The organism is Massilia sp. HP4 (genome assembly GCF_005222695.1).
GTDB lineage: Bacteria > Pseudomonadota > Gammaproteobacteria > Burkholderiales > Burkholderiaceae_D > Telluria.
The window spans coordinates 52,343-72,054 of sequence record NZ_STGG01000023.1 but is presented as its reverse complement, the minus strand read 5'-3'; the positions used below and the strand labels follow the sequence as shown (position 1 = coordinate 72,054).

Genomic DNA, 19,712 nt, shown 5'->3' with positions numbered 1-19,712 from the left:
TGCACTATACCCGCGCCAGCGTTTCCGGGTCTGCCTCGCCATCGAAGTATTTGTCGATACAGGCCTGGAACACCGCCTCGTCCGGCGCCACGTCGGCGAACAGGGTCATCGACGAGCGCAATTTCAGCGCGTCCGGATCGCCGAAGATATCGTGCGCCGACGGCCCGTCGAGCGCCGCCACGATGCCAGCGCATTCGCGCAGGCGCCGTCCCAGCACCGGATGCGCGAGGTAGGCAGCCGCTTCGTCCTCGGAGGCGATGGCATAGCGCTGCGCCATCTCGCTGCTGCCCAGCCCCTGGATCTGCGGAAAGACGAACCACATCCAGTGGCTGCGCTTGTGCCCGGCGCGCAATTCGGCCAGCACCCTGGCATAGACCGGCTCCTGCGCCTGGACGAAGCGCGCCAGATTGAATTCATCCATGATGTTTCCCTCCCCTTGTCAGCGAAATGCTACAACGTCGCCGTTGTTTGCTAAAGTGCCGCACGATGAACGCTGAACACCTGCAACTTCTCCTGGTCCACGAAATGCCCTATGGGAAATACAAGGGCCGCAAGCTGGCCGACCTGCCGGGCCACTACCTGGGTTGGTTCGCGCGCGAAGGCTTTCCGCGCGGCGAACTGGGGCAATTGCTGGCCCTGATGTACGAGCTCGACCACAATGACTTGCGCGGCCTGCTCGATCCGCTGCGGGGCGCGCGAACTAGGTAATTCCTTCTAGCAATACACACGCCGAAATTTACCTGGGCATGGGTATAATCGAACATTCAACGAAGACACCACCATGCTCAACGAACACGCTCCCGCACCCCTGGTGCTGGTGGTCGAGGATGACGACCACATCGCCCAGGTATTGCGCTTCATGCTCGAACGCCAGGGTTATCGCGTCATGCACCTGGCCGACGGCCGCGCCGCGAGCGAGTACGTCGACGCCAGTCCCGAGGTGCCGGACCTGGTCTTGATGGACGTGATGCTGCCCTATCTCGACGGCTTCGAGATCGTGGCCTTGGCCCGCGCCCGCGCCGGCTGGGCGGCGGTGCCGATCCTGATGCTGACCGCCAAGAACACCGAGCGCGACACCGTGCGCGCGCTCGATGCCGGCGCCAACGATTTCGTCAGCAAGCCCTTCCAGCCCAACGAATTGCTGGCGCGCGTACGCCGCCTGCTGCTGCCCGCCGCCTGAGCCGCTTCCCCGATCGCCCCCCAAGCGGGCGCGGCGAATCGACTGCCTCGCTTACACTCTGGGGCATGTCACGATATCAACTTTTACCCCTGCCGCTGCTGCTGGCCTTGTCCTTCGAGGTCCAGGCCGCCACCCTGCTGCTGTGCCCCGGCGCGCCGCTCGCCTCGTCCGGCGCCGTGACCGAGGACTACACCACGCCGCTGGGCGCGCGCATGCGCGCCATCGTCACCGAGGCGCCGGGCAAGCCGGAACCCGGCTGCCACGCCATGCCGCTGAACGTGGCCGCCAGCGGCGTCACGGCCCTGCACTTCCTGCCGCCCGACACTACGCCCGGCGACCTCATCCTGCTGCAGGGAGAAGAACAGAACAAGGAATTCACCGTCACCGGACATACGTTGGACAGCGAGCGGCCGGCTCCGGCTCCGGCGACGCCGGGCCTGGCGACCGAGCGCCCCGACGATGCCGCCGACGTGCGCGCGCGCGCCCCGCGCGCGACCTGGGCCTGGAGCCCGAACGCCTGGCGCGAACGCGCCGGGGCCATGCTCGACTGGGCTGCCACCGAGCGCATGGGTGAACTGTTCATCAATGTGCCGGTGCGCGATGGCCGGGTGGCCGAACCCGACGCGCTGGCGGCCTTCGTGCGCGAGGCCGCACGCCGCGGCATCGCCATCACCGCCTTCGAGGACGGCCCCGACCTGATCCTGCCGACCGGGCGCGAAGACGCCATCGGCCGGATGCGCGCCTACGTCGCCTACAACGCGCAGGCCGGCGACAAGGCGCGCCTGAGGGGCGTCCAGTTCGACGTCCAGCCTCAGCTGCTCGCCGACGACAAGCTGCCGCAGGCGGCGCGCGACGGCCACTACCTGGAACTGGTCGCCGCGCTGCGCCAGGCCGCAGGAAAAATGCGGCTCGAGTTCGTGGCGCCGGCCGCCTGGAGCGGCGAGCCGGCATTGCTGCGCGGCCTGGCCCGCCACGCCGACGCGCTCACGGTGCGCAACTACCGCACCGATCCCGGCGAAATCCGGCGCAATGCGGCGCCTTTCCTGGACTGGGGCGTCAAGCATGGCAAACAGGTGCGCATCGCGCTCGAGGCGGGACCGGCCGGCATCGGCGTCGAGCGCCGCTACCGGCGCACGGGGCCTGGCGCGAAAGGCGACCTGCTGCTGTTCGAGATCGGCGGACAGAAGGTGCTGATGCTGCTGAAGGTGCCGGCGGCGCAAGAGGAAGCGCAGGGCTACCTGTTGGGCGGGCGCCGCGACATCGCCGGCTCGGCCACTACCTTCCACTTCGACAAGCCCGCGCTGATGCGGCTGCTGCCGCAGCTCGAACGTACATTCGGTGCGTGGAAAAGCTTTGGCGGGCTGGTGGTGCACGAGTTGCGGTAGGGTTGGCGGCTGCGCCGCCGACGCGTCGATTGTTTTCGGCACCGTTCTCGCGCCGGATGATCTCGCCGCCAACCGTCACCGCGTCGGCGGCATAGCCGCCAACCCTACCCGAGCGGCAATTCAACCGTAAACCGCGTCCCCATACCAACCCTGGTCTCGAACCCGATCGTCCCGTTATGCTCCTCGACGATCGCCTTGCTGATGCTCAGCCCCAGCCCGGTGCCGCTGCGCTGGCGCGAATCGGCGCCGTCGGCCTGGGCGAAGCGCTCGAAGATGCGGCCCTGGAAAGCGGGCGGGATGCCCGGCCCTTCGTCGGTCACGCTCAGGCGCGCCCAGCCCGGACGTTGTGCCAGGCCGACCGTCACCGCCTTGCCCGCCGGCGTGAACTTGATCGCGTTCGACAGCAGGTTGCTGAACACCTGCACCATGCGGTCCTGGTCGACCGCGGCCTCGACCCGTTCGGAGCCTGGGGGCAGGTCGAGACGCAGGGCCACCCCGGCCTGCTGCGCCTGGCCTTCCATGATCTCGGCCGCATGGCGCAGCATCGGCGCCAGCGGCTGCACACTGCGCACGTATTCCATCTGGCCGGCCTCGATCTTCTGGATGTCGAGCAGGTCGTTCACCATCCGCATCAGGCGGTCGCAGCCGCGGCTGGCGATGTGGATCAGCTTGGCGACGTCGGACGGCAGCTCGCCGGCCATGCCGGTGTCCAGTAGCGACAGCGAGGCGTGGATCGACGTCAGCGGCGTGCGCAGCTCGTGCGAGACGGTGGACACGAACTCGCTCTTCATGCGGTCGACCTTCTTGCGCTCGGAGATATCGTTCAGGAACAGGCTGAAGAACGTGTCCTCGCCCTCGCCCGCCAGCGCCACCGTGACTTCGACCGTGAACTCGGCGCCCTGGCGGTTGACCACGGTGCGCTCCAGCCGCCGGTCATACGAGAATGCGCCGCTCTGGTGATAGCCGCGCAACGCCTTGGCAATGCTGGTGCGGTAGCGCTCGGGCAGGATCATCTCGGCCAGCGGCCAGCCCACGGCATCGTGGCGGCTCCAGCCGAACATGCGCTCGGCGGCCGGGTTCCAGTCGAGGATCATGCCACGCTGGTCGACCGCGATGAAGGCGTCCTGGGCCGCGCCGACGATGGCGGCCATGCGCTGCTCGCTGGCGCGCACCGAGGCCAGCGCGCGCTCCAGTTCCTGCGTGCGCTGCTCGACCCGCACTTCGAGCGTGTCGTTCAATGCCTGCAGCTCTCCACGCTGGCGCACCAGAGCACTCACCAGCGCATTGAGCGCCCCCGACAACTGGCGCACTTCGGTGTAGCCGCGCCGCGCCGGCACCAGTTGCTCGCTGTCGCCACGCCGCAGGCGGTCAGCCGATGCGGCCAGGGCTTCCAGCGGACGCGTGATGCGGCGCGCCAGCAGCAGGCCGGCCAGTGAAAACAGCAGCGCCAGCGCGGCGCCGCTCCACAGCGCGCGCGTACGCAGTTCGCGCACCGGACGGTAGGCGTCCTCGATGTCCTGGCGCACCAGCACATGCCAGCCCAGGCCCGGATAGTCGCCCACCGCGCGCGTGGCCGCGTAGCCGACCAGGTAGTCGCGCCCGTCGGGCCAGCGCTCGACCGTATAGCCGGTGCGTTTCTTTCGCGCCTCGCCCAGGCTGGCCAGGTCGACCCTGGCGTCCTGCAGCCCCGCGGGCCCCAATAGCACCACGCCTTCGGCGCTGACGATCAGGGCCTGGACCCGGCCCCGCGTCTGCACCGGCGCGATGATCGAGCGCTCGATGTCGCGCGCCCATTCCCAGGACAGGTGGGTGCCAAGCACCCCGGCCGGCTTGCCGTCCGCATCCAGCCAGGGAAATGCCACGTCCACGAAGCGGCGCGGCTCACCCTCCTGTACCGGCAGCAGCTTGGCCAGCAGGACCGCCTCGTGCACGTCGCCGACGTAGTTGCCTTTCAGGGCGTTGATGAACCACGGCCGCTTGGCTACATTCTTCCCCTCCAGCAGGCCGCGCGCCTCGACCAGCACGGTGCCGTCGAGGGCCGCCATGCCGATCCACTCGTAGTACCCGTAGGTCGACTGGATGTCGGCCAGGATGCGACGGCGTTCGGCCTGCGAAGCGCCGGCCGCGACCAGGTCGCCGCGGCGCGCCATCAGCCGCACCTCGCGATAGCGCTGGTACATGCCGCGATCGAGCTTGTCGGCGGTCTGCATCGCCATCTCGCCGAGCCCATTGCCGATGCTGTTCTTGACCTGCTCGGTGGCCGCACTCTCGACCACCTCGACCAGCAGCAGGGTCAGGACCACGGTCAGCGCCGAGAATGCGAGCGCCAGCCAGGCGCCCAGGCCACGTGGAGTCAGGCTGGCGGGGAAGCGGGGGAAGTTCGGCATGCGGCACCTGGGATTATTTTCTTGCCAGCGTATCACGCCACTCACCTGCTCCTGCAAGAGGAGAGCTGGTCAATCGTGCGTCACGACCGCATTCCATCCGGCACGCATAAAGCGTGTGTCTTCTACCTTACGGCAGAGTGCCCGGCCTCACCGGCCCAAATGCGGGTGATTCCGCACGGCCACGCCCGATTTCCGGTAAACTTGACGGCTATAAGTACACCGATATCGATTGGGAACACCGTCATGCAAGCCACCGCCGCCGCCCTTACTTCGCCTCCGCCTCCCCTGCTGGACTATGCCACCTCGTGCGCGCTGCCGACGCCGTGGGCCCAGTTCACGCTGCACGCCTGGGTCGAGCCGGCGACCGGCAAGGAACACCTGGCGATGGCCCTGGGCGACCTGTCGACCGGCGAGCCGGTGCTGGCGCGGGTGCACTCCGAATGCCTGACCGGCGACGTCATGTTCTCGCAGCGCTGCGACTGCGGCGCCCAGCTCGAAGGCGCGCTGCAGCGCATCGCCCACGAAGGCCGCGGCATCCTGCTCTACCTGCGACAGGAAGGCCGCGGCATCGGCCTGGTCAACAAGATCCGCGCCTACCGCTTGCAGGAAGCCGGCGCCGACACGGTCGAGGCCAACCTGCAGCTGGGCTTCCATGCCGACGCCCGCAACTACGAGCTGTGCCGCCCGATGCTGGAACAGTTCGGCATCAAATCGGTGCGCCTGATGACCAACAACCCGCGCAAGATCGACGCCCTGAACCGCATCGGCGTCGAGGTCGCCGAGCGCGTGCCGCTGCTGGTCAATCGCAATGTCTACAACAACAGCTACCTGGACACCAAACAGGCCAAGCTGGGCCACATGATGGCGCCGCTGACCGCCGTCGAACAGGGCGAGCAGGCGCTGGTCGTTGCCGCCAAAAGCCCGGAATCTGCCGCTTGATTGCCGCGTAATTGCCGTCAAACGTGCGCTAACGCGCGCAACGCTCGTTGATCCGGTGGCAAGATAGCATCTCACACTGCCATCAATATATTGCATGAAACGAGCTGTCCTGGCCTTCCTGCTGACCTGTACCGCCATCGGCGCCGCCCTCGAGGCGATGTCGCCGCCGGCTGCCGCCCAGCCCCAGGGGCAGAACCTGGCGCAACCTTCGCCGCAAGCGACCCGGAACACGGCCGCTGCGGGGGTGGGGGCCGGGGCCGACGTCGGCGCGCCCCAGATGCCGGTCGACACCGCGCCTGCCGCCACCCCGAACGCGCCGCTGCCGGGCGAGTCCGAGACCCAGGACGCCCTGCCCGAACCTTCGTCGGCGGCCCAGGACCTGTACGAATCGGCGCGCGGCGACCTGCTGCAGATCCGCATGCTGCTCAAGAACGGCCGCACCCAGTCGACGGTCGGCTCGGGCTTCCTGGTCGGCACCAGCAACCTGGCGCTGACCAACTACCACGTGGTGTCGCAGATGGCGCTCGACCCTGCCATCTATACCGCCGAATACATCGACACCGACGGCAATACCGGCCCGGTCGAGCTGATGGCGGTCGACGTGCTGCATGACCTGGCGGTGGTGCGCATCAACCGCAACGGCAGCGGCTACTTCAAGGTGCCCGAGCAGCCGGTGCGGCTGCGCCAGGGGCAGCGCCTGTACTCGCTCGGCAATCCGCTCGACCTGGGCTTCGCGATCTCGGAAGGCGCGTATAACGGCGTGCTCACGCGCAGCTTCTACGACCGCCTGATCTTTTCCGGTCCGATCAACTCGGGCATGAGCGGCGGGCCGAGCGTGACCGCCAGCGGCACCGTGGCCGGCATCAACGTCTCGCGCCGGCGCGACGGCGAATCGGTCAGCTTCCTGGTGCCGGTCAAGCACGCGCAGGAACTGCTGCGCAAGGTGGCCGAGCAGGCGGCGCCGCCCGGCGACTTCAACCCGCTGATCGGCAAGCAGCTGCTGGCGCACCAGGCCAGCATGGTCGACAAGCTGCTCGAGGAGCCGCTTACGCTCAAGGGCATGGGCCAGTACCTGGTGCCGGTGCGCGAATCGGGCGAGGTGCGCTGCTGGGGTCGCTCGAACGCGCGCGGCGCGGTCTACAGCACCGATGCGATGAGCTGCGTGATGCAGTCGGCGGTGTTCGTGTCGGACGTCCAGCAGACCGGCAACGTGGCCATGACCCACCAGTACATCCGCAGCGGCACCATGGACCCGATGCGCTTCGCGACGCTCGCCAGCGACACCTTCCAGGTCAATAACCTGGGCAGCACGGGCGACCCGCGCCTGACCAAGCCGTTCTGCACCGAGCGCTTCGTGCACACCCGCAGCCTGCCGATGCGGGCCGTCACCTGCGTGCGCGCCTACCGCAAGTTCGAGGGCCTGTATAACTTTACCCTGCTCACCGCCAGTACCGACGCCTCGCAATCGAGCCTGCAGAGCCGCCTCGACGTGTCCGGCGTCTCCTACGAAAACGGGCTGCGCGTCACGCGCGCCTACCTGGGCGCCTTCGGGCGCAGCGGCCGCCGATGAGCGAGTCGACCAGCGAAACGATCAATGCATCGATGGGTGAGCCGGCGAGCGCACCGGCCACTGCTCGCCTGCGCGGTCCGTGGACGGTCGAGACCCTGGCCCGCAACGGCGAGGTGCTGCACCGCCAACGCGTCGCGGCACTGCCGATCCGCATGGGGCGCGCCTATGACAACGACTTCATCGTCGACGACGATTACGCCGCCTCCCACCACGCCGTGGTCGAGGCCGGGCCGGACGGCAAGCTGCGGCTGCGCGACCTCGGCAGCCGCAACGGCATCGTGCACAAGGGCCGGCGCATCAAGGACCAGCTGGCGCTGGACGGCGGCACCGTGGTGCGCATGGGCCATACGACGCTGCGCATCCGCGGCGCCGGACACCCGGTCCCGCCCGAGCTGGTCGACCGCACCATGCACGGCTGGGAAGGCATGCTCCCGGGCGGCGCCGGCATCGTGCTGGCGGTGCTGGCGGCGCTGCTGGTGGCCTGGCTGACCGATTCGAGCAATGACCTCGAACGCTATGCCCAGTTCCCGGCCGCCGCGGCCGGCATCGGCCTGGCCTGGAGCGGCCTGTGGGCCTTCGGCAACCGCCTGTTCGGTCGCCGCGCGCGCCTCGGGCGCCACCTGTTCATCTTCGGCTGCGCGCTGGCGGCGCTGGTCGGCGTGCGCCTGCTGGCCAGCGTCGTGGCCTATGCCTGGTCGATCGAGTGGCTCACCGCCTATGCCTCGCATGCGGCGGTGATCACGGCGGCGGTGGCGGTCTACTTCCACCTCGCCACCGTCACCCCGCAGTTCCGGCGCCGCCTGCGCCTGGCCTGCGCCCTGCTCGCGGTGCTGTCGTCGATCCTGATCCTGGCCGGGAATATGCAGCGCCACGGCCGTACCGCCGACGAACTGTACATGCCGGTGCTGCTGCCGCCCGAGCTGCGCGCCAGCCCGGACGTGCCGGTGGCCGACTATATCGACCAGGTCGGGGCGATGAAGAAAGAGATCGACGAAGAGCGCGGCGGCACGAACTGAGCCAGGCGCGGCCACCCTACCCCAGCTGGCCCAGCAGGCGACTGACCGTCTCGGCCGCGATCGGCTTGGTGAAGTGGTGATCGAAACCGGCCTCGCGCGAGCGTGCCTGGTCTTCTTCCGAACCCCAGCCGGTGACGGCGACGAAGGTGGTATGCGCCAGCGCCGGCAGCGCGCGCAACTGCCGCGCGAGCTCATAACCGGTCATGCCCGGCATGCCGATGTCGAGGAAGGCGATATCGGGGGTGAAGTCGCGCACCAGCGCCAGCGCGTCGCGGCCATTGGTCGCGCTGCGGATCTCGTGGGCGTTCAGCTGCAGTAGCAGCGACAGGCTCTCGGCGGCATCGGTATTGTCGTCCACCACCAGGATGCGGAAGCTGCGCCGCGGCACCGCGCGCTGTTCGCGCCGCAGCCCTGGCGCCGCGACGTCGTGCCCGGCGGCGGGACGCACGCCCAGCGGCAGGCGCACGGTAAAGGTGCTGCCCTGGCCGGCGCCAGCGCTATGTACCGCGATGGTCCCGCCGTGCAGGTTCACCAGCTGGCGCACCAGCGATAGCCCGATGCCCAGCCCGCCCTGGGCCAGCCCACCGTTGTCGCCGACCTGGCTGAACATCTCGAAGATCGCGCCCTGGTGTTCGGGCAGGATGCCGACGCCGCTGTCGCTCACGGCGACCACGGCCGCATCGGCTTGCCTGCGCACCGCCAGCCGGATGTCGCCGCCGGGCGGCGTGTACTTGGCGGCATTGGTCAAGAGGTTGCTCACCACCTGGGCGATGCGGATCGGGTCGATGTCCAGCAGCAGCGGCTCGGGCCAGAGCCCGACCTCGAGCCGGTGGCGCGCGCCCTGGATCACCGCCGTGCTGGTCTCGACCGCGCCCGTCACCACCCGATTGAGGTCGGCCAGCTGCTTGCGGATCTCGATCTTGCCGCTGCTGACGCGGGCGACGTCGAGCAGGTCGTCGACCAGGTGCGACAGCTGGTGGGTCTGGCGTTCGAGCATCTCGCGCACGCGCGCCAATGTGTCCGGGCTGTCGGCGCGCAGGCGCATGATCTCGAGGCCGGTGCGGATGGTCGCCATCGGGTTGCGCAGCTCGTGCGCCAGCACCGCCAGGAATTCGCTCTTGCGCCGGCTCGCCTCGGACGCCTCGCGCGCCAGGCGCCGCATGTCTTCCTCGATGCGCTTGCGTTCGCTGGTGTCGCGGAACACCAGCGCCACGTGGCCGACCTCGGGCGCGCCGATGCGCGAGGCATTGACCTCGAACCAGCGTTCGAGCATGGGCGAGTATTCCTCGAACAGGATCGACTCGCCGCTGCGCGCCACGGCGCCATACCGCTCCAGCCAGACCGATTCGAGGCCCGGCGCCAGCTCGTGCACCGAGCGTCCCCTGGCGTCGACGATGCCGCTCTGGATCGCGAACATCGGGTTCACCTCGAGGAACACCAGGTCGATCGGCGCTCCGTCGGCATCGAACTTCACCTCCAGGATGCAGAAGGCCTCGTCCACTTCCTCGAACAGCTTGCGGTATTTTTCCTCGGATTCGCGCAGGGCCGCCTCGGTGCGCTTGACGCGGTCGATGTCGGTGACCGCCGAGACCTGGCCGCTGACCTTGCCGTCGGCATCGACGATCGGCACCGAGCTGATATGCACCCATGTCTCGCGGCCGTCGTCTTCGCGGTACAGGGCCTCCACGCCCGGCACCACGCGCTCGCCGCGCAGGGCGCGTGCGCCCGGGTAGTCCGCGCGCGCCACCCGATTGCCGTCGGCGTCGAGGATCGTCCAGCGCGCCAGGGGCTGCTCGTCGAGGGACGGCATGCGGCGCGTCGGCAGGTAGTGTTCCATCGCATCGTTGGCCAACACGATTGCGCCGCTGGCGTCGCTGACGCCGACCCCGACCGGCAGGCTGTCGAACAGGGCCGACAGGCGCGCGTCGCTCGCCCGCCGCGCCTGGTCGGCGCGGCGCGCCTCGAGCACGCGCCCGGTGGTTTCGAAAGCCGTGTGCACGAAGCCGCCGACCTCGCCCGCCGGGCTGCGCAAGGGCACGTATGATGCGCTGAACCAGCGCTCGCACTCCTGTCCCTGCGCCGGTGGCAGCGTCACGCACAATTCATCGATGTGGCCAGGACGCCCGGCCATGGCCGCATCGGCCAGCGGCTGGACGTCGGGCCACATGGTGGGCATGACGTCCTCGAGCGGCCTGCCGAATGCGAAAGGATGGCGCGCACCCAGCAGCCCGGCGTAGGCGTCGTTGTACAGCATCAGGTAGCGTCCGGTCCAGCACACCAGCGTCGGATGCGGAGAGTCGAGCATCAGGTCGAACGCCACCCGCAGCTCGACCGGCCAAGCACTTGGGTCGCCCATGGGGCTGGCGGACCAGTCGTAGGCGGCGAGCAATGCCCGCATTGCCGGCTGGCCGGTATGTTCGTCGCTGTGTTGGCTCAGTGCGCTCATTGGCCCATTGTCGCACGATGAGCATGGCTGGCACGGCAATCGTCACCAATTGTCACATCTGCGTGCGGGCGCGCCGTTTTGACAAGCGCAGGGGAATGCACGATGATCGGCCCTGTCGTTTCCTGCTTGCCGTCCATGCCCTCCAACCGCATCCTCACCCTTGCCAGCGTCGCCTGGGTCCTGTTCTGGACGCTGATGGTGCTGGTCGCGCTGGAGGATTACCGGCGCGACGGCGGCACGGCGCCCTGGCGGCCGACCCTGTGGGAGACCTCGTCCGCCGCGGTGGCGACGCTCCTGTTCCTGGTCCAGCGGCGCTTCAGCAGCCGCGACGACGCGCTGGTCGCCACGCCGCGGCGCTGGTTCGGCCGGCAATTGCGCTGGCTGCCGATGTACTGGTTCTGCTTCACGCCGATCGTGTTTGCGGTGCGCCACGCCATCTATGCGCTGGCCGGCGCCAGTTACGACCACGAGCCCTGGGGCCAGGTGTTCGTGTACGAGGCGCTCAAGATCTCGCTGTACTTCGGCCTGTTCATGACCATCGGCTTCGGCTTGCTGTCCTACCGCGAAATGATGAAGGAAAGGGTGCGCGCCGAGCAGGCCGGCACCCTGCTGCGCGAAGCCCAGCTTGAGCGGCTGACGCGCCAGATGCAGCCGCACTTCCTGTTCAACGCCCTCAACACGATTTCTTCGCTGATGCATACCGACGTGGCGCGCGCCGACGCCACCCTGGTGCGCCTGGCCGACGTGCTGCGCGCCACGCTGGCCCTGGGAGAGCGGCCGCAGGCTAGCCTGCGCGACGAGCTGCGCCTGGCCCAGGGCTATGCCGCGGTGATGGCCGAGCGCTTCGAGGAACGGGTGACGTTGGCGTGGGACGTCGATCCCGCCGCCCTGGACGCCTTGCTGCCCGCCATCAGCCTGCAGCCGCTGCTCGAGAACGTGTTCAAGCACACGGTCGGACGGCGGCGCGAGGCGACCGCGATCCGGGTCGTGGCGCGCATCGACGGCGACGCCATGGTGTTGCGGGTCGAGGACGATGGCGGCGTGCTGGAAGATGCGGGCACGCCGGGCATCACGGTGCGCAACCTGCGTACGCGACTGGCTGCCTTGCACGGCCTGGACGCGGGCCTGGAATTGACCGCGCTGGCGCCCGCCGGCGTACGCGCCGAGATGAGGGTGCCATGCCGGGACTGACATGCGGCTGCTGATCGTCGACGACGAACGCCCTGCGCGCGACCGGCTGCGCCGCATGCTGGCTTTGGCGCCGGGCATCGAATCGGTGCGCGAGGCCGCCGATGGCCTCGAGGCGCTGCGCATGGTGGAGAGCGAACGGCCGGATGCGCTGCTGCTCGATATCGAGATGCCCGAACTGTCGGGCATCGACCTTGCCGCTTCGCTGCCGGCCCCGACGCCGCTGGTGGTGTTCGTCACCGCCCATCAGGACTATGCGCTGCGCGCCTTCGACAGCGAAGCGGTCGACTACCTGCTCAAACCCTTCGACCAGGCCCGCCTGCAGCGGGCGCTCGAGCGGCTGCAGGCGCGCCTGGCAGCGCCGGTGCCAACGGTGGCGGCGCTCGTCAGTCCGCCTCGCCAATTGCTGGTGAGCGAACGCGGCGTGACGCGCGTGGTGCAAGTGGCCGACATTGACTGGCTCGAGACGGCCGACAACTACGTGGCGTTGCACACGCCGGCCGGCGCGCCGCTGCTGCGCCAGACCCTTGGCGCCCTGCTGGAGCAGCTCGGTCCCGGCTTCGTACGCTGCCACCGGCGCGCGGCGGTGCGCCTGGCGGCCATCGAGCGCATCGCGCCGCTGGACAAGGGCGACTGCGAACTGGTGCTGCGCGGCGGCGCCCGGGTGCCGTGCAGCCGCCAGTACCGCCCCGCCCTGCTGGCGCTGCTGGACCCGGCCCGCCCCGCCTGAAGCCCGTTTCGCCCCAGCGTGCTGGCGCCCCGCTTGCGCCTTGCGCGATGCTGGCAGCTCCTCCATCACGAGCGCGCGCCATGCAGCCAGCCATGTCGACCACCGACCACCGCCTGTATTTCCTCGACTGGGTCCGCATCCTGGCCTTCTTCGTGCTGATCGCCTATCACGTGGGCATGTACTACGTGAGCTGGGACTGGCACGTGAACAGCCCGCACGCCGGCCCCGGCCCGGAACCGTTCATGCTGCTGTCCTCGCCCTGGCGCCTGGCCCTGCTGTTCTTCGTGGCCGGCGCGGCCTCGCATTTCATGTTGCAAAAGACCGCTCCCGGCGCCTTCGTGCGCCGGCGCAGCCTGCGCCTGCTGGTGCCGCTGCTATTCGGCATGCTGGTCATCGTGCCGCCCCAGCCCTATTTCGAGGTGGTCGAGAAACTCGGCTATGCCGACGGCGTCAAGTCCTTCATGGGCCTGTACCTCACCGGTTATGGGGGCTTTTGCAAGGATGGCTGCCTGGTCCTGCCGACCTGGAATCACCTGTGGTTCGTCGCCTACCTGTGGGTATACACGCTGGTGCTTGCCGCGTGCGCGGCGCTGTTGCCGGCCGGCCGCCTCGATGCCGTGGCGCGGCGCAGCGCCGCCGCCCTGGATGGCTGGAAGCTGCTCGTGCTGCCCGTGCTGTTGCTGGCCACCGTGCGCATCCTGCTGGCCGACCGCTTTCCCTCGACCCACGCACTGGTCGACGACTGGTTCAACCACGCCACCTACCTGCCTGTGTTCTTGCTGGGCGCCCTGGTGGCGCGCAGCCGCCCGGTATGGCAAAACATGGAGACCCTGCGCTGGGCCGCCCTGGGCATCGCGCTGGCCGGATGGGCCGCCACGGTGGTGTGGTATGCAGCACCCCATCATGAGCACACCGAGCAGATGATGGCGACCTGGCGGCCGATCATGCGCTGCGTGGTCGCACTGTGCGCCTGGAGCGCCATCGTCGCCGCCTGCGGTTTCGCGCACCGCCACCTGGACCGCGACGGACCGGCGCGCCGCTACCTCACCGACGCAGTGTTTCCGGTATATATCGCGCACCAGACGCTGATCGTGGCGATGGCGCACGCCTTCAAGCCACTCGACCTGGCGCCCGGCGTCGAAGCCCTGCTGCTGATGGTGCTCACCGCCACCGGCAGTTTCGCGCTGTACGAAGCCGTGCGCCGCCTGCCCTGGGCCCGGCCGCTGTTCGGCCTGGCGCCGCGAGCAAGGACCAGCCTGGTGGCGCCTGCACAAGATACGCCACCGGCGCCGGCACGGGCGCGCCGCTGAGCCGGCGCCGACTCAGTGGGTCGTGCCGGCCTGTCGCACCTGCTGGCTAGCCTGAGCGGCCTGCTGTGCCGTTTGCTGCGCCACCTGTTGGCCGGCCTGCTGCGCAGCCTGCGCGGCGCCATCGGCGCGCGCATGGATCGCACCATCGGCGCGCGCGAACGGGTCGCTCATGGTGCGCAGCGCCTCTTGCTGGCTACGGATGCCGCGCTCGGTCTCCTCGACCGAGGTGCGCGCCAGGTCGTCGACCACGGCGCGCGCGGTGCGGGTGGTGTTCTGCACGTGCTGCTCGGTTACCCGCGCCAGCTCGACCTGGGCGTCGGAGGCCAGGCGCGCGATGTGCTGCTGGTAGGCGCGCAGTTTCTCGGTGGCCGGCTGGGCCCGCGCCGAGGCGGCGCCCAGCAACTCTGACTGGCGATCGACGCTCAGCACGTGCTGGCTGGCCAGCGTGGTTTCTTCGAGCATGGTCTGGGCCAGCTGGATATTGAGCTCGCACATCTGCTGGAAGGAACGGAACAGGGATTTCGACATCTCGTTGACGAAGGCGGCCTGGGCGTCCACATGGGTGCGCACGGCCGGCGTGACGGATTGCGGGAACGGATACATGCAAGCCTCTCTTTGAAATGATTGAACCGATGGCGTGCCTGGGCACGAACAACCAAGATTAAAGCGCACGACGTCCTGCACAGTTGAGGTGCACCAAACGTGCACGCCCCCAGACGAGCGCGCTGGCCCGATCCTTGCATGTCAGAAAGCATGGTGAATGTCACCTGAGCTTTGTGGGAGATGGCGATGATTGGACAAAACGATGTAGTCGAGTACGCGGGCATGCCGGGCCGCACGGTACGGGTGCTGTGGATCGACGCGGCGCTGGCCTGGACCTATCAACTGGGCAGCCATGCTGCCATGCCCGAGCCGGTGCGGGTGGCGGCGCTGGAAGAAGCGCTGGCCTCGGGCCGCGCACGGCGCCTGCTGGTCGACCCGTTCGCCGCGGCGCCGCCGCGCGAGCCGGTGCCGCAGGGTTACCTGGACCTGCAGGCCAAGGCCTGGTCCGCCGTGCGCACCCTGCATGCCGACCGCCGCGCGCTGGTCGATCCGCGCCAGCGCGCCGGGCTGCTCGCCGCCTATGCGGCGGCCCACGGCATCTCGAAGTCGAGCGTCCTGCGCTACCTGCGCCGCTACTGGGAGCGCGGCCAGTCGCCCGACGCCCTGCTGCCGGACTACGGCAACTCGGGCGCCCCGGGGCGCACCCGCGCGGTCACGGCCGGCATCAAGCGCGGGCGGCCGCGCAAGGATGCCGCCACCGGCACCAATGCCGACGAACGGATGCGCGCGATCTTCCGCGCCGCCGCCGCGCGCTACGCGGCCAGCCACGACGAGTTCTCGCGCCGCGCCGCCTACCGCCAGATGATCGAGGAATGCTTCAAGGACGTCGAGGCCGGTGCGCTGCCGAGCTTCGGCCAGTTCAACTACTGGCTCGAGCGCGACGCCAGCGTGCCGCAGCCGGTCACGCCGGCGCGCCCTGCGCCCCAACGCGCACCGGTACATGCACCTGCGAGGTTCACGATGCACGCCGCCATGGCCTGAGCGATCGCGGTGCGCCGCTCCATCGTGGTGCGCTGCGCCGTTCTTGCGCTAGGCTATTCTTGCGCCGGCGCCAGCGGCGCCCCGCAATCCTTGCAGAAGTGGGCGCGCGGATCGTGGTCGCCGCTGCCGCAGGCGCCGCATCGACGCGGCGTGCCGCGCGGCGCGTGGCGCGACATCTTCTGCGAAGTCATCTCGGCCGAGACGATCCCCGTGGGCACCGCCAGGATGCCCCAGCCCAGCAGCACCATGAACGAGGCGATCGCCTTGCCGACCGGCGTGTGCGGCACCATATCGCCATAGCCGACCGTGGTGATGGTCACCGTGGCCCAGTACATCGCCATCGGGATGCTGGTGAAGCCGTTCTCGGGGCCTTCGATCACGTACATCACGGTGCCGAGGATCAGGATCAGCATCAGCACCACCGACAGGAACACCATGATCTTGCGCCGGCTCGCGACCAGCGCCTCGCCCAGGCGCGTGTATTCCTCGATATACAGCGTCAGCTTGAAGATGCGGAATACGCGCAGCAGGCGCAGGATGCGCACGTCCAGGAACACCTGGCTGCCGGGCAGCAGCAGCGACAGGTAAGTGGGCAGCACCGACACCAGGTCGATGATCCCGTAGAAGCTGCGCGCATAGCGCACCGGGCGCTGGATGCACACCAGGCGCGCGATGTACTCCACCGTGAACAGCAGGGTGAAGCCCCACTCGAGCACCGAGGTCACCCCGGAATACTGGCTGTAGATGGCCGGCACGCTGTCGAGGATCACGACCAGGATGCTGAGCAGGATCAGGATCACGAGCACGATGTCGAAGCGGCGGCCGGCCGGCGTATCGTTGCCGAAAATGACGTCGAACATGCGCGCGCGCCAGCCGATGGCCGGCCGGCCCAGGATGGTGGGCAGGTCGCGCGGCGGAATGGGAACAAACTTGCTGTCGGTCGACCGGATCATGCGACGGGCGGGCCTTTCAATTCGCAGTCGCGGCCCGTGTCACCCGGCGCCGGCGCCTGCGCCGATGCGGCATCAGGCGGCATGCTGATCCACCCAGGCGCCAAAGGCGGCCATGAATTTCTGGAAGAAGGCGCGCGACGATTCGTCGGTCAGCTTTGCGCCGTCGTACTTGGTGGCCACGCTGCCGACATAGGCTTCCGGCGCCGGCATCGTTGGCATGTTCAGGAAGGGCAGCATCTGGCGCAGGTGGTGGTTGGCGCCGAAGCCGCCCAGTGCGCCCGGCGAGACGCTGACGATGGCGCAGGGCTTGTCGGCGAAGGCGGCCTTGCCGTAGGGACGCGAGCCGACGTCGATCGCGTTCTTGAGCGCGCCCGGCACCGAGCGGTTGTACTCCGGGGTGCAGAACAGGATGCCGTCAGCCTGGCGGATGGCTTCGCGAAACGCCGCATAGGCGCCTGGAGCCGGATCGGTCTCATCGTCCTCGTTATACAGCGGCAGGTCGCGCAGTTCGACGATGGACAGCTCGAGGCCGGCGGGAGCCAGTTCGATCAGGCTGTGGGCGACGCGGCGGGTGTACGAGTCCTTGCGCAGGCTGCCGACGAGGACGGCGATTTTTTTCGAGGCCATGGTGCTCCTTTGGATTTTGGATGAGGTCGATCTGCCAACACCGGATGATAACCAGTTTGGGTCGCGTGCGGCGCCAATGGAAGGCAGTTACGCGTAAATACCTGCGTAAACACAGTAATTGCACGCAAAATGCCTGGTTGGCAACAGGGTTGTATGCGGTTAGAATCGAGCCCAACTTTGCCTGTCGAGGCCGCACCACTTCCTTTATCAACCCACGCGCATTACCGCGCAGTAGAGCCATGAATCTCGAAGAATACTTCCCCGTACTCATGTTCATTATCATCGGCATCCTGGTCGGCGTCGCGCCCCAGGTGCTGGGCCGCGTGCTGGGCCCGCACCGTCCGGATCCCGAAAAGCTGTCGCAGTACGAGTGCGGTTTCGAAGCCTTCGGCGATGCACGCATGCAGTTCGACGTGCGCTTCTACCTGGTTGCGATCCTGTTCATCCTGTTCGACCTCGAAGTGGCCTTCCTGGTGCCTTGGGCAGTCGTCGTCACCGACATCGGCTCGACCGGCTTCTGGGGCATGATGGTCTTCCTGGGCCTGTTGACCATCGGCCTGGCCTATGAATGGAAAAAAGGCGCGTTGGACTGGGATTAAGCCGACATGGACGCCATGCTGTTCGTGAACCTGGTAATCGGCATCGGGCTGCTCGATGCGGCCTGGCGCTCGCACAAGAACGCCAGGCCGCGCACCGCGGCGCTGCTGGCGACCATCGCCGGCACCGGGATCGCCCTCTCCCTGTCCGTGCTGGCCAGCGGGGCCGGCGTCCCGCCTCCCACCGTCGACTGAAATGGAAAGGCCGCGATCCGCGGCCTTTTTTCATTTCGCGCTACAAGCGCAAACGCCGGTACATCTCGAGGAAGCGCTTCACCTGCGTCTTGTTCATGACGACCACCGGATCGCCATGCCACGCATAGAGAAACGGCGCGCCGCCCTGGCGGTCCGTGATCCGCACCGACAGCAGGAAGCGCGTGCCGACCGGATACCGTTCGGTGTCGAGCAGGCTGCGCGAACACTGGACCCGCATATCGGTCGCGAATGCCTGTCCCGACACCGGGCGGATGCGCGGCTTGCCGCTCCACGCATCGAGCGCCGACTCGACCGCCACCTCGCGATAAGCCCAGGTATCGCGCGCCACCTTTACGCCCCCGCCAGCTTCGGCGTACGCACCACCGCCGCTTCGCGGATCGGCAGGTTCACCAATGCCGCCGCCAGCGCGAGCGCCATGTCGGCATACCACATCCAGCTGTAGTCGCCGTTCTGCACCACCGCCAGGCCGCCCAGCCAGGCGCCGAAGAAGCCGCCGATCTGGTGCGACAGCAGGGTCATGCCGAACAGGGTGGCCAGGTAGCGCACGCCGAACAGCTTGCCGACCAGGCCCGCGGTCGGCGGGACGGTGGCCAGCCAGGTGGCGCCGAGCGCGGCGGCGAACAGGTAGAAGGTCCACTCGGTCTTAGGCGCCAGCAGGTACACACCGACCAGCACCGCGCGGCTGGCGTAGATCCAGAACAGCAGCGACTTCATGCGGTAGCGCGAGGACAGCATCCCGGCGCCCAGGCTGCCGACGATGTTGAACAGGCCGATCAGGGCCAGCGCGGTGGCCGAGACACTTGTCGGCAAGCCGCACAGCGCGACCTCGCCCGGCAGGTGGGTGACCAGGAAGGCGATGTGGAAGCCGCAGGTGAAGAAACCCAGGTGCAGGCAGATATAACTACGGTCGCGCATGGCCTGGCGCAGCTGCTGGCCGAGCGAGATCGAAGGCAGCGCCGGCTGCCCGGTGGCAGGCGTCGCGACAGCCGAGGCGGCGGCTTTCCTGCCGCGCAGCGGCCAGGCCAGCGGAATGGTCAGCAAGGTGGCGGCGGCCATCGTCAGCATGGCCCAGATCCAGCCGGCGCCGGCGATGATCGCGCCCATCAACGGCGCGAACACGAACTGGCCGAAGGAGCCGCCGGCATTGATGAAGCCCGAGGCGAAGGCGCGCCGCTCGACGGGCAGGCGCTGGGCGGTGGCGCCGATCAGGATCGAGAAGCTGCCGGCGCCGGCGCCGGCCGCGGACAAAAAGCCCATGGTCAAGAGCAGCGCCCACTCCGAACTCACGAAAGGCGTGAGCGCGGTGCCGGCCGCCAGCATCACGCCGCCGAGGGCGATCACCCTGCCCGGCCCGTACTTGTCGGCGACGGCGCCGAACACCGGCTGGGCCGCGCCCCACATCAGCTGGGCCACCGCCATCACGAAGCTGATGGTGGCCACGCCGAGCCCGGTCGCGGTATTGAGCGGCGACAGGAACAGGCCGGTGGTCAGCCGCGCGCCCATCGTGATCATCATGATGGCGCTGGCGACCAGGATCAGGATCCAGGCCGCGCGCGGAGAAAGTGTCGGGTTGGCATCGGTCATC

20 protein-coding genes are annotated in these 19,712 nt (G+C 68.5%); 12 read left to right on the top strand and 8 right to left on the bottom strand.

Going from position 1 to position 19,712, the window contains the following annotated elements:
• Window positions 1-4 precede the first annotated feature (4 nt).
• On the bottom strand, window positions 5-421 hold the full coding sequence (locus tag E8M83_RS11130) for a DUF1810 domain-containing protein (protein WP_170976766.1): 417 nt from the start codon (window positions 419-421) through the stop codon (window positions 5-7).
• A 65-nt stretch (window positions 422-486) separates the two neighbouring features.
• On the opposite strand from E8M83_RS11130, the gene E8M83_RS11125 reads away from it, so the two are divergent.
• The 3 genes from E8M83_RS11125 to E8M83_RS11115 all read left to right on the top strand — a co-directional run bounded on the left by E8M83_RS11125 (window position 487) and on the right by E8M83_RS11115 (window position 2,565).
• Window positions 487-708 (top strand): DUF3820 family protein, encoded by a 222-nt coding sequence (locus E8M83_RS11125; protein ID WP_137173429.1) that lies wholly within the window; start codon window positions 487-489, stop codon window positions 706-708.
• 73 nt (window positions 709-781) lie between these two features.
• Window positions 782-1,180: a response regulator transcription factor gene (locus E8M83_RS11120; RefSeq protein ID WP_137173428.1), complete on the top strand. Its 399-nt coding sequence runs from the start codon at window positions 782-784 to the stop codon at window positions 1,178-1,180.
• Between the two features lie 65 nt (window positions 1,181-1,245).
• On the top strand, window positions 1,246-2,565 hold the full coding sequence (locus E8M83_RS11115) for a hypothetical protein (protein ID WP_137173427.1): 1,320 nt from the start codon (window positions 1,246-1,248) through the stop codon (window positions 2,563-2,565).
• A gap of 104 nt (window positions 2,566-2,669) precedes the next feature.
• On the opposite strand, the gene E8M83_RS11110 is transcribed toward E8M83_RS11115, so the two are convergent.
• The gene (locus E8M83_RS11110; protein WP_137173426.1) at window positions 2,670-4,952 is read right to left on the bottom strand and encodes an ATP-binding protein; all 2,283 of its coding nucleotides are present in this window, start codon (window positions 4,950-4,952) and stop codon (window positions 2,670-2,672) included.
• A 243-nt stretch (window positions 4,953-5,195) separates the two neighbouring features.
• On the opposite strand from E8M83_RS11110, the gene ribA reads away from it, so the two are divergent.
• The 3 genes from ribA (at window position 5,196) to E8M83_RS11095 (ending at window position 8,477) form a co-directional block, all read left to right on the top strand.
• Window positions 5,196-5,891, top strand: coding sequence for a GTP cyclohydrolase II (gene ribA, locus E8M83_RS11105; RefSeq protein ID WP_137173425.1), 696 nt, complete (start codon window positions 5,196-5,198; stop codon window positions 5,889-5,891).
• Between the two features lie 94 nt (window positions 5,892-5,985).
• Window positions 5,986-7,461 carry a serine protease gene (locus E8M83_RS11100; RefSeq protein ID WP_137173424.1) on the top strand — a complete coding sequence of 492 codons (1,476 nt, stop codon included), beginning with the start codon at window positions 5,986-5,988 and terminating at the stop codon, window positions 7,459-7,461.
• A complete protein-coding gene (locus E8M83_RS11095; protein WP_137173423.1) occupies window positions 7,458-8,477 on the top strand; it encodes an FHA domain-containing protein in 1,020 nt (339 codons plus the stop codon). Before E8M83_RS11100 ends, E8M83_RS11095 begins: the two co-directional genes overlap by 4 nt.
• A gap of 16 nt (window positions 8,478-8,493) precedes the next feature.
• Here the strand turns inward: E8M83_RS11095 and E8M83_RS11090 are convergent, their stop codons facing one another.
• The gene (locus E8M83_RS11090; protein ID WP_137173422.1) at window positions 8,494-10,923 is read right to left on the bottom strand and encodes an ATP-binding protein; all 2,430 of its coding nucleotides are present in this window, start codon (window positions 10,921-10,923) and stop codon (window positions 8,494-8,496) included.
• Window positions 10,924-11,058: 135 nt separating this feature from the next.
• On the opposite strand from E8M83_RS11090, the gene E8M83_RS11085 reads away from it, so the two are divergent.
• From E8M83_RS11085 to E8M83_RS11075, 3 genes are all read left to right on the top strand, one after another.
• Window positions 11,059-12,114 (top strand): sensor histidine kinase, encoded by a 1,056-nt coding sequence (locus tag E8M83_RS11085; protein WP_137173421.1) that lies wholly within the window; start codon window positions 11,059-11,061, stop codon window positions 12,112-12,114.
• Between the two features lies 1 nt (window position 12,115).
• The gene (locus E8M83_RS11080) at window positions 12,116-12,841 is read left to right on the top strand and encodes a LytTR family DNA-binding domain-containing protein (RefSeq protein WP_137173420.1); all 726 of its coding nucleotides are present in this window, start codon (window positions 12,116-12,118) and stop codon (window positions 12,839-12,841) included.
• A gap of 80 nt (window positions 12,842-12,921) precedes the next feature.
• Window positions 12,922-14,151 carry an acyltransferase family protein gene (locus tag E8M83_RS11075; protein WP_137173419.1) on the top strand — a complete coding sequence of 410 codons (1,230 nt, stop codon included), beginning with the start codon at window positions 12,922-12,924 and terminating at the stop codon, window positions 14,149-14,151.
• A 12-nt stretch (window positions 14,152-14,163) separates the two neighbouring features.
• Here E8M83_RS11075 and E8M83_RS11070 read toward each other — a convergent pair whose 3' ends face one another.
• On the bottom strand, window positions 14,164-14,754 hold the full coding sequence (locus tag E8M83_RS11070) for a phasin family protein (RefSeq protein WP_137173418.1): 591 nt from the start codon (window positions 14,752-14,754) through the stop codon (window positions 14,164-14,166).
• 186 nt (window positions 14,755-14,940) lie between these two features.
• Here E8M83_RS11070 and E8M83_RS11065 point away from each other — a divergent pair, with 186 nt between their 5' ends.
• A complete protein-coding gene (locus E8M83_RS11065) occupies window positions 14,941-15,735 on the top strand; it encodes a hypothetical protein (RefSeq protein WP_137173417.1) in 795 nt (264 codons plus the stop codon).
• Window positions 15,736-15,788: 53 nt separating this feature from the next.
• On the opposite strand, the gene E8M83_RS11060 is transcribed toward E8M83_RS11065, so the two are convergent.
• Window positions 15,789-16,688, bottom strand: coding sequence for an ion transporter (locus E8M83_RS11060; RefSeq protein WP_137173416.1), 900 nt, complete (start codon window positions 16,686-16,688; stop codon window positions 15,789-15,791).
• 72 nt (window positions 16,689-16,760) lie between these two features.
• Window positions 16,761-17,315 (bottom strand): NADPH-dependent FMN reductase, encoded by a 555-nt coding sequence (locus tag E8M83_RS11055; protein WP_137173415.1) that lies wholly within the window; start codon window positions 17,313-17,315, stop codon window positions 16,761-16,763.
• Window positions 17,316-17,554: 239 nt separating this feature from the next.
• Between E8M83_RS11055 and E8M83_RS11050 the strand changes: the two genes are divergently transcribed.
• Together E8M83_RS11050 and E8M83_RS11045 are read left to right on the top strand one after the other, a co-directional pair.
• Entirely contained in the window at window positions 17,555-17,914 is a 360-nt protein-coding gene (locus E8M83_RS11050) for an NADH-quinone oxidoreductase subunit A (protein WP_137173414.1), read from the top strand.
• 6 nt (window positions 17,915-17,920) lie between these two features.
• The gene (locus tag E8M83_RS11045; protein WP_137173413.1) at window positions 17,921-18,106 is read left to right on the top strand and encodes a hypothetical protein; all 186 of its coding nucleotides are present in this window, start codon (window positions 17,921-17,923) and stop codon (window positions 18,104-18,106) included.
• 40 nt (window positions 18,107-18,146) lie between these two features.
• On the opposite strand, the gene E8M83_RS11040 is transcribed toward E8M83_RS11045, so the two are convergent.
• A complete protein-coding gene (locus tag E8M83_RS11040) occupies window positions 18,147-18,455 on the bottom strand; it encodes a hypothetical protein (protein WP_137173412.1) in 309 nt (102 codons plus the stop codon).
• 2 nt (window positions 18,456-18,457) lie between these two features.
• Window positions 18,458-19,711 carry an MFS transporter gene (locus E8M83_RS11035; RefSeq protein WP_137173411.1) on the bottom strand — a complete coding sequence of 418 codons (1,254 nt, stop codon included), beginning with the start codon at window positions 19,709-19,711 and terminating at the stop codon, window positions 18,458-18,460.
• Window position 19,712 lies beyond the last annotated feature (1 nt).

Bases quoted from the DNA above. Each gene is read 5' to 3' on its own strand.
- E8M83_RS11055 (WP_137173415.1), bottom strand. From the start codon at position 17,315: ATGGCCTCGAAAAAAATCGCCGTCCTCGTCGGCAGCCTGCGCAAGGAC.
- E8M83_RS11060 (WP_137173416.1), bottom strand. From the start codon at position 16,688: ATGATCCGGTCGACCGACAGCAAGTTTGTTCCCATTCCGCCGCGCGAC.
- E8M83_RS11085 (WP_137173421.1), top strand. From the start codon at position 11,059: ATGCCCTCCAACCGCATCCTCACCCTTGCCAGCGTCGCCTGGGTCCTG.
- E8M83_RS11095 (WP_137173423.1), top strand. From the start codon at position 7,458: ATGAGCGAGTCGACCAGCGAAACGATCAATGCATCGATGGGTGAGCCG.
- E8M83_RS11070 (WP_137173418.1), bottom strand. From the start codon at position 14,754: ATGTATCCGTTCCCGCAATCCGTCACGCCGGCCGTGCGCACCCATGTG.
- E8M83_RS11035 (WP_137173411.1), bottom strand. From the start codon at position 19,711: ATGACCGATGCCAACCCGACACTTTCTCCGCGCGCGGCCTGGATCCTG.
- E8M83_RS11130 (WP_170976766.1), bottom strand. From the start codon at position 421: ATGGATGAATTCAATCTGGCGCGCTTCGTCCAGGCGCAGGAGCCGGTC.
- E8M83_RS11050 (WP_137173414.1), top strand. From the start codon at position 17,555: ATGAATCTCGAAGAATACTTCCCCGTACTCATGTTCATTATCATCGGC.
- E8M83_RS11080 (WP_137173420.1), top strand. From the start codon at position 12,116: ATGCGGCTGCTGATCGTCGACGACGAACGCCCTGCGCGCGACCGGCTG.
- ribA (WP_137173425.1), top strand. From the start codon at position 5,196: ATGCAAGCCACCGCCGCCGCCCTTACTTCGCCTCCGCCTCCCCTGCTG.
- E8M83_RS11045 (WP_137173413.1), top strand. From the start codon at position 17,921: ATGGACGCCATGCTGTTCGTGAACCTGGTAATCGGCATCGGGCTGCTC.
- E8M83_RS11065 (WP_137173417.1), top strand. From the start codon at position 14,941: ATGATTGGACAAAACGATGTAGTCGAGTACGCGGGCATGCCGGGCCGC.
- E8M83_RS11075 (WP_137173419.1), top strand. From the start codon at position 12,922: ATGCAGCCAGCCATGTCGACCACCGACCACCGCCTGTATTTCCTCGAC.
- E8M83_RS11125 (WP_137173429.1), top strand. From the start codon at position 487: ATGAACGCTGAACACCTGCAACTTCTCCTGGTCCACGAAATGCCCTAT.
- E8M83_RS11120 (WP_137173428.1), top strand. From the start codon at position 782: ATGCTCAACGAACACGCTCCCGCACCCCTGGTGCTGGTGGTCGAGGAT.
- E8M83_RS11090 (WP_137173422.1), bottom strand. From the start codon at position 10,923: ATGAGCGCACTGAGCCAACACAGCGACGAACATACCGGCCAGCCGGCA.
- E8M83_RS11100 (WP_137173424.1), top strand. From the start codon at position 5,986: ATGAAACGAGCTGTCCTGGCCTTCCTGCTGACCTGTACCGCCATCGGC.
- E8M83_RS11115 (WP_137173427.1), top strand. From the start codon at position 1,246: ATGTCACGATATCAACTTTTACCCCTGCCGCTGCTGCTGGCCTTGTCC.
- E8M83_RS11110 (WP_137173426.1), bottom strand. From the start codon at position 4,952: ATGCCGAACTTCCCCCGCTTCCCCGCCAGCCTGACTCCACGTGGCCTG.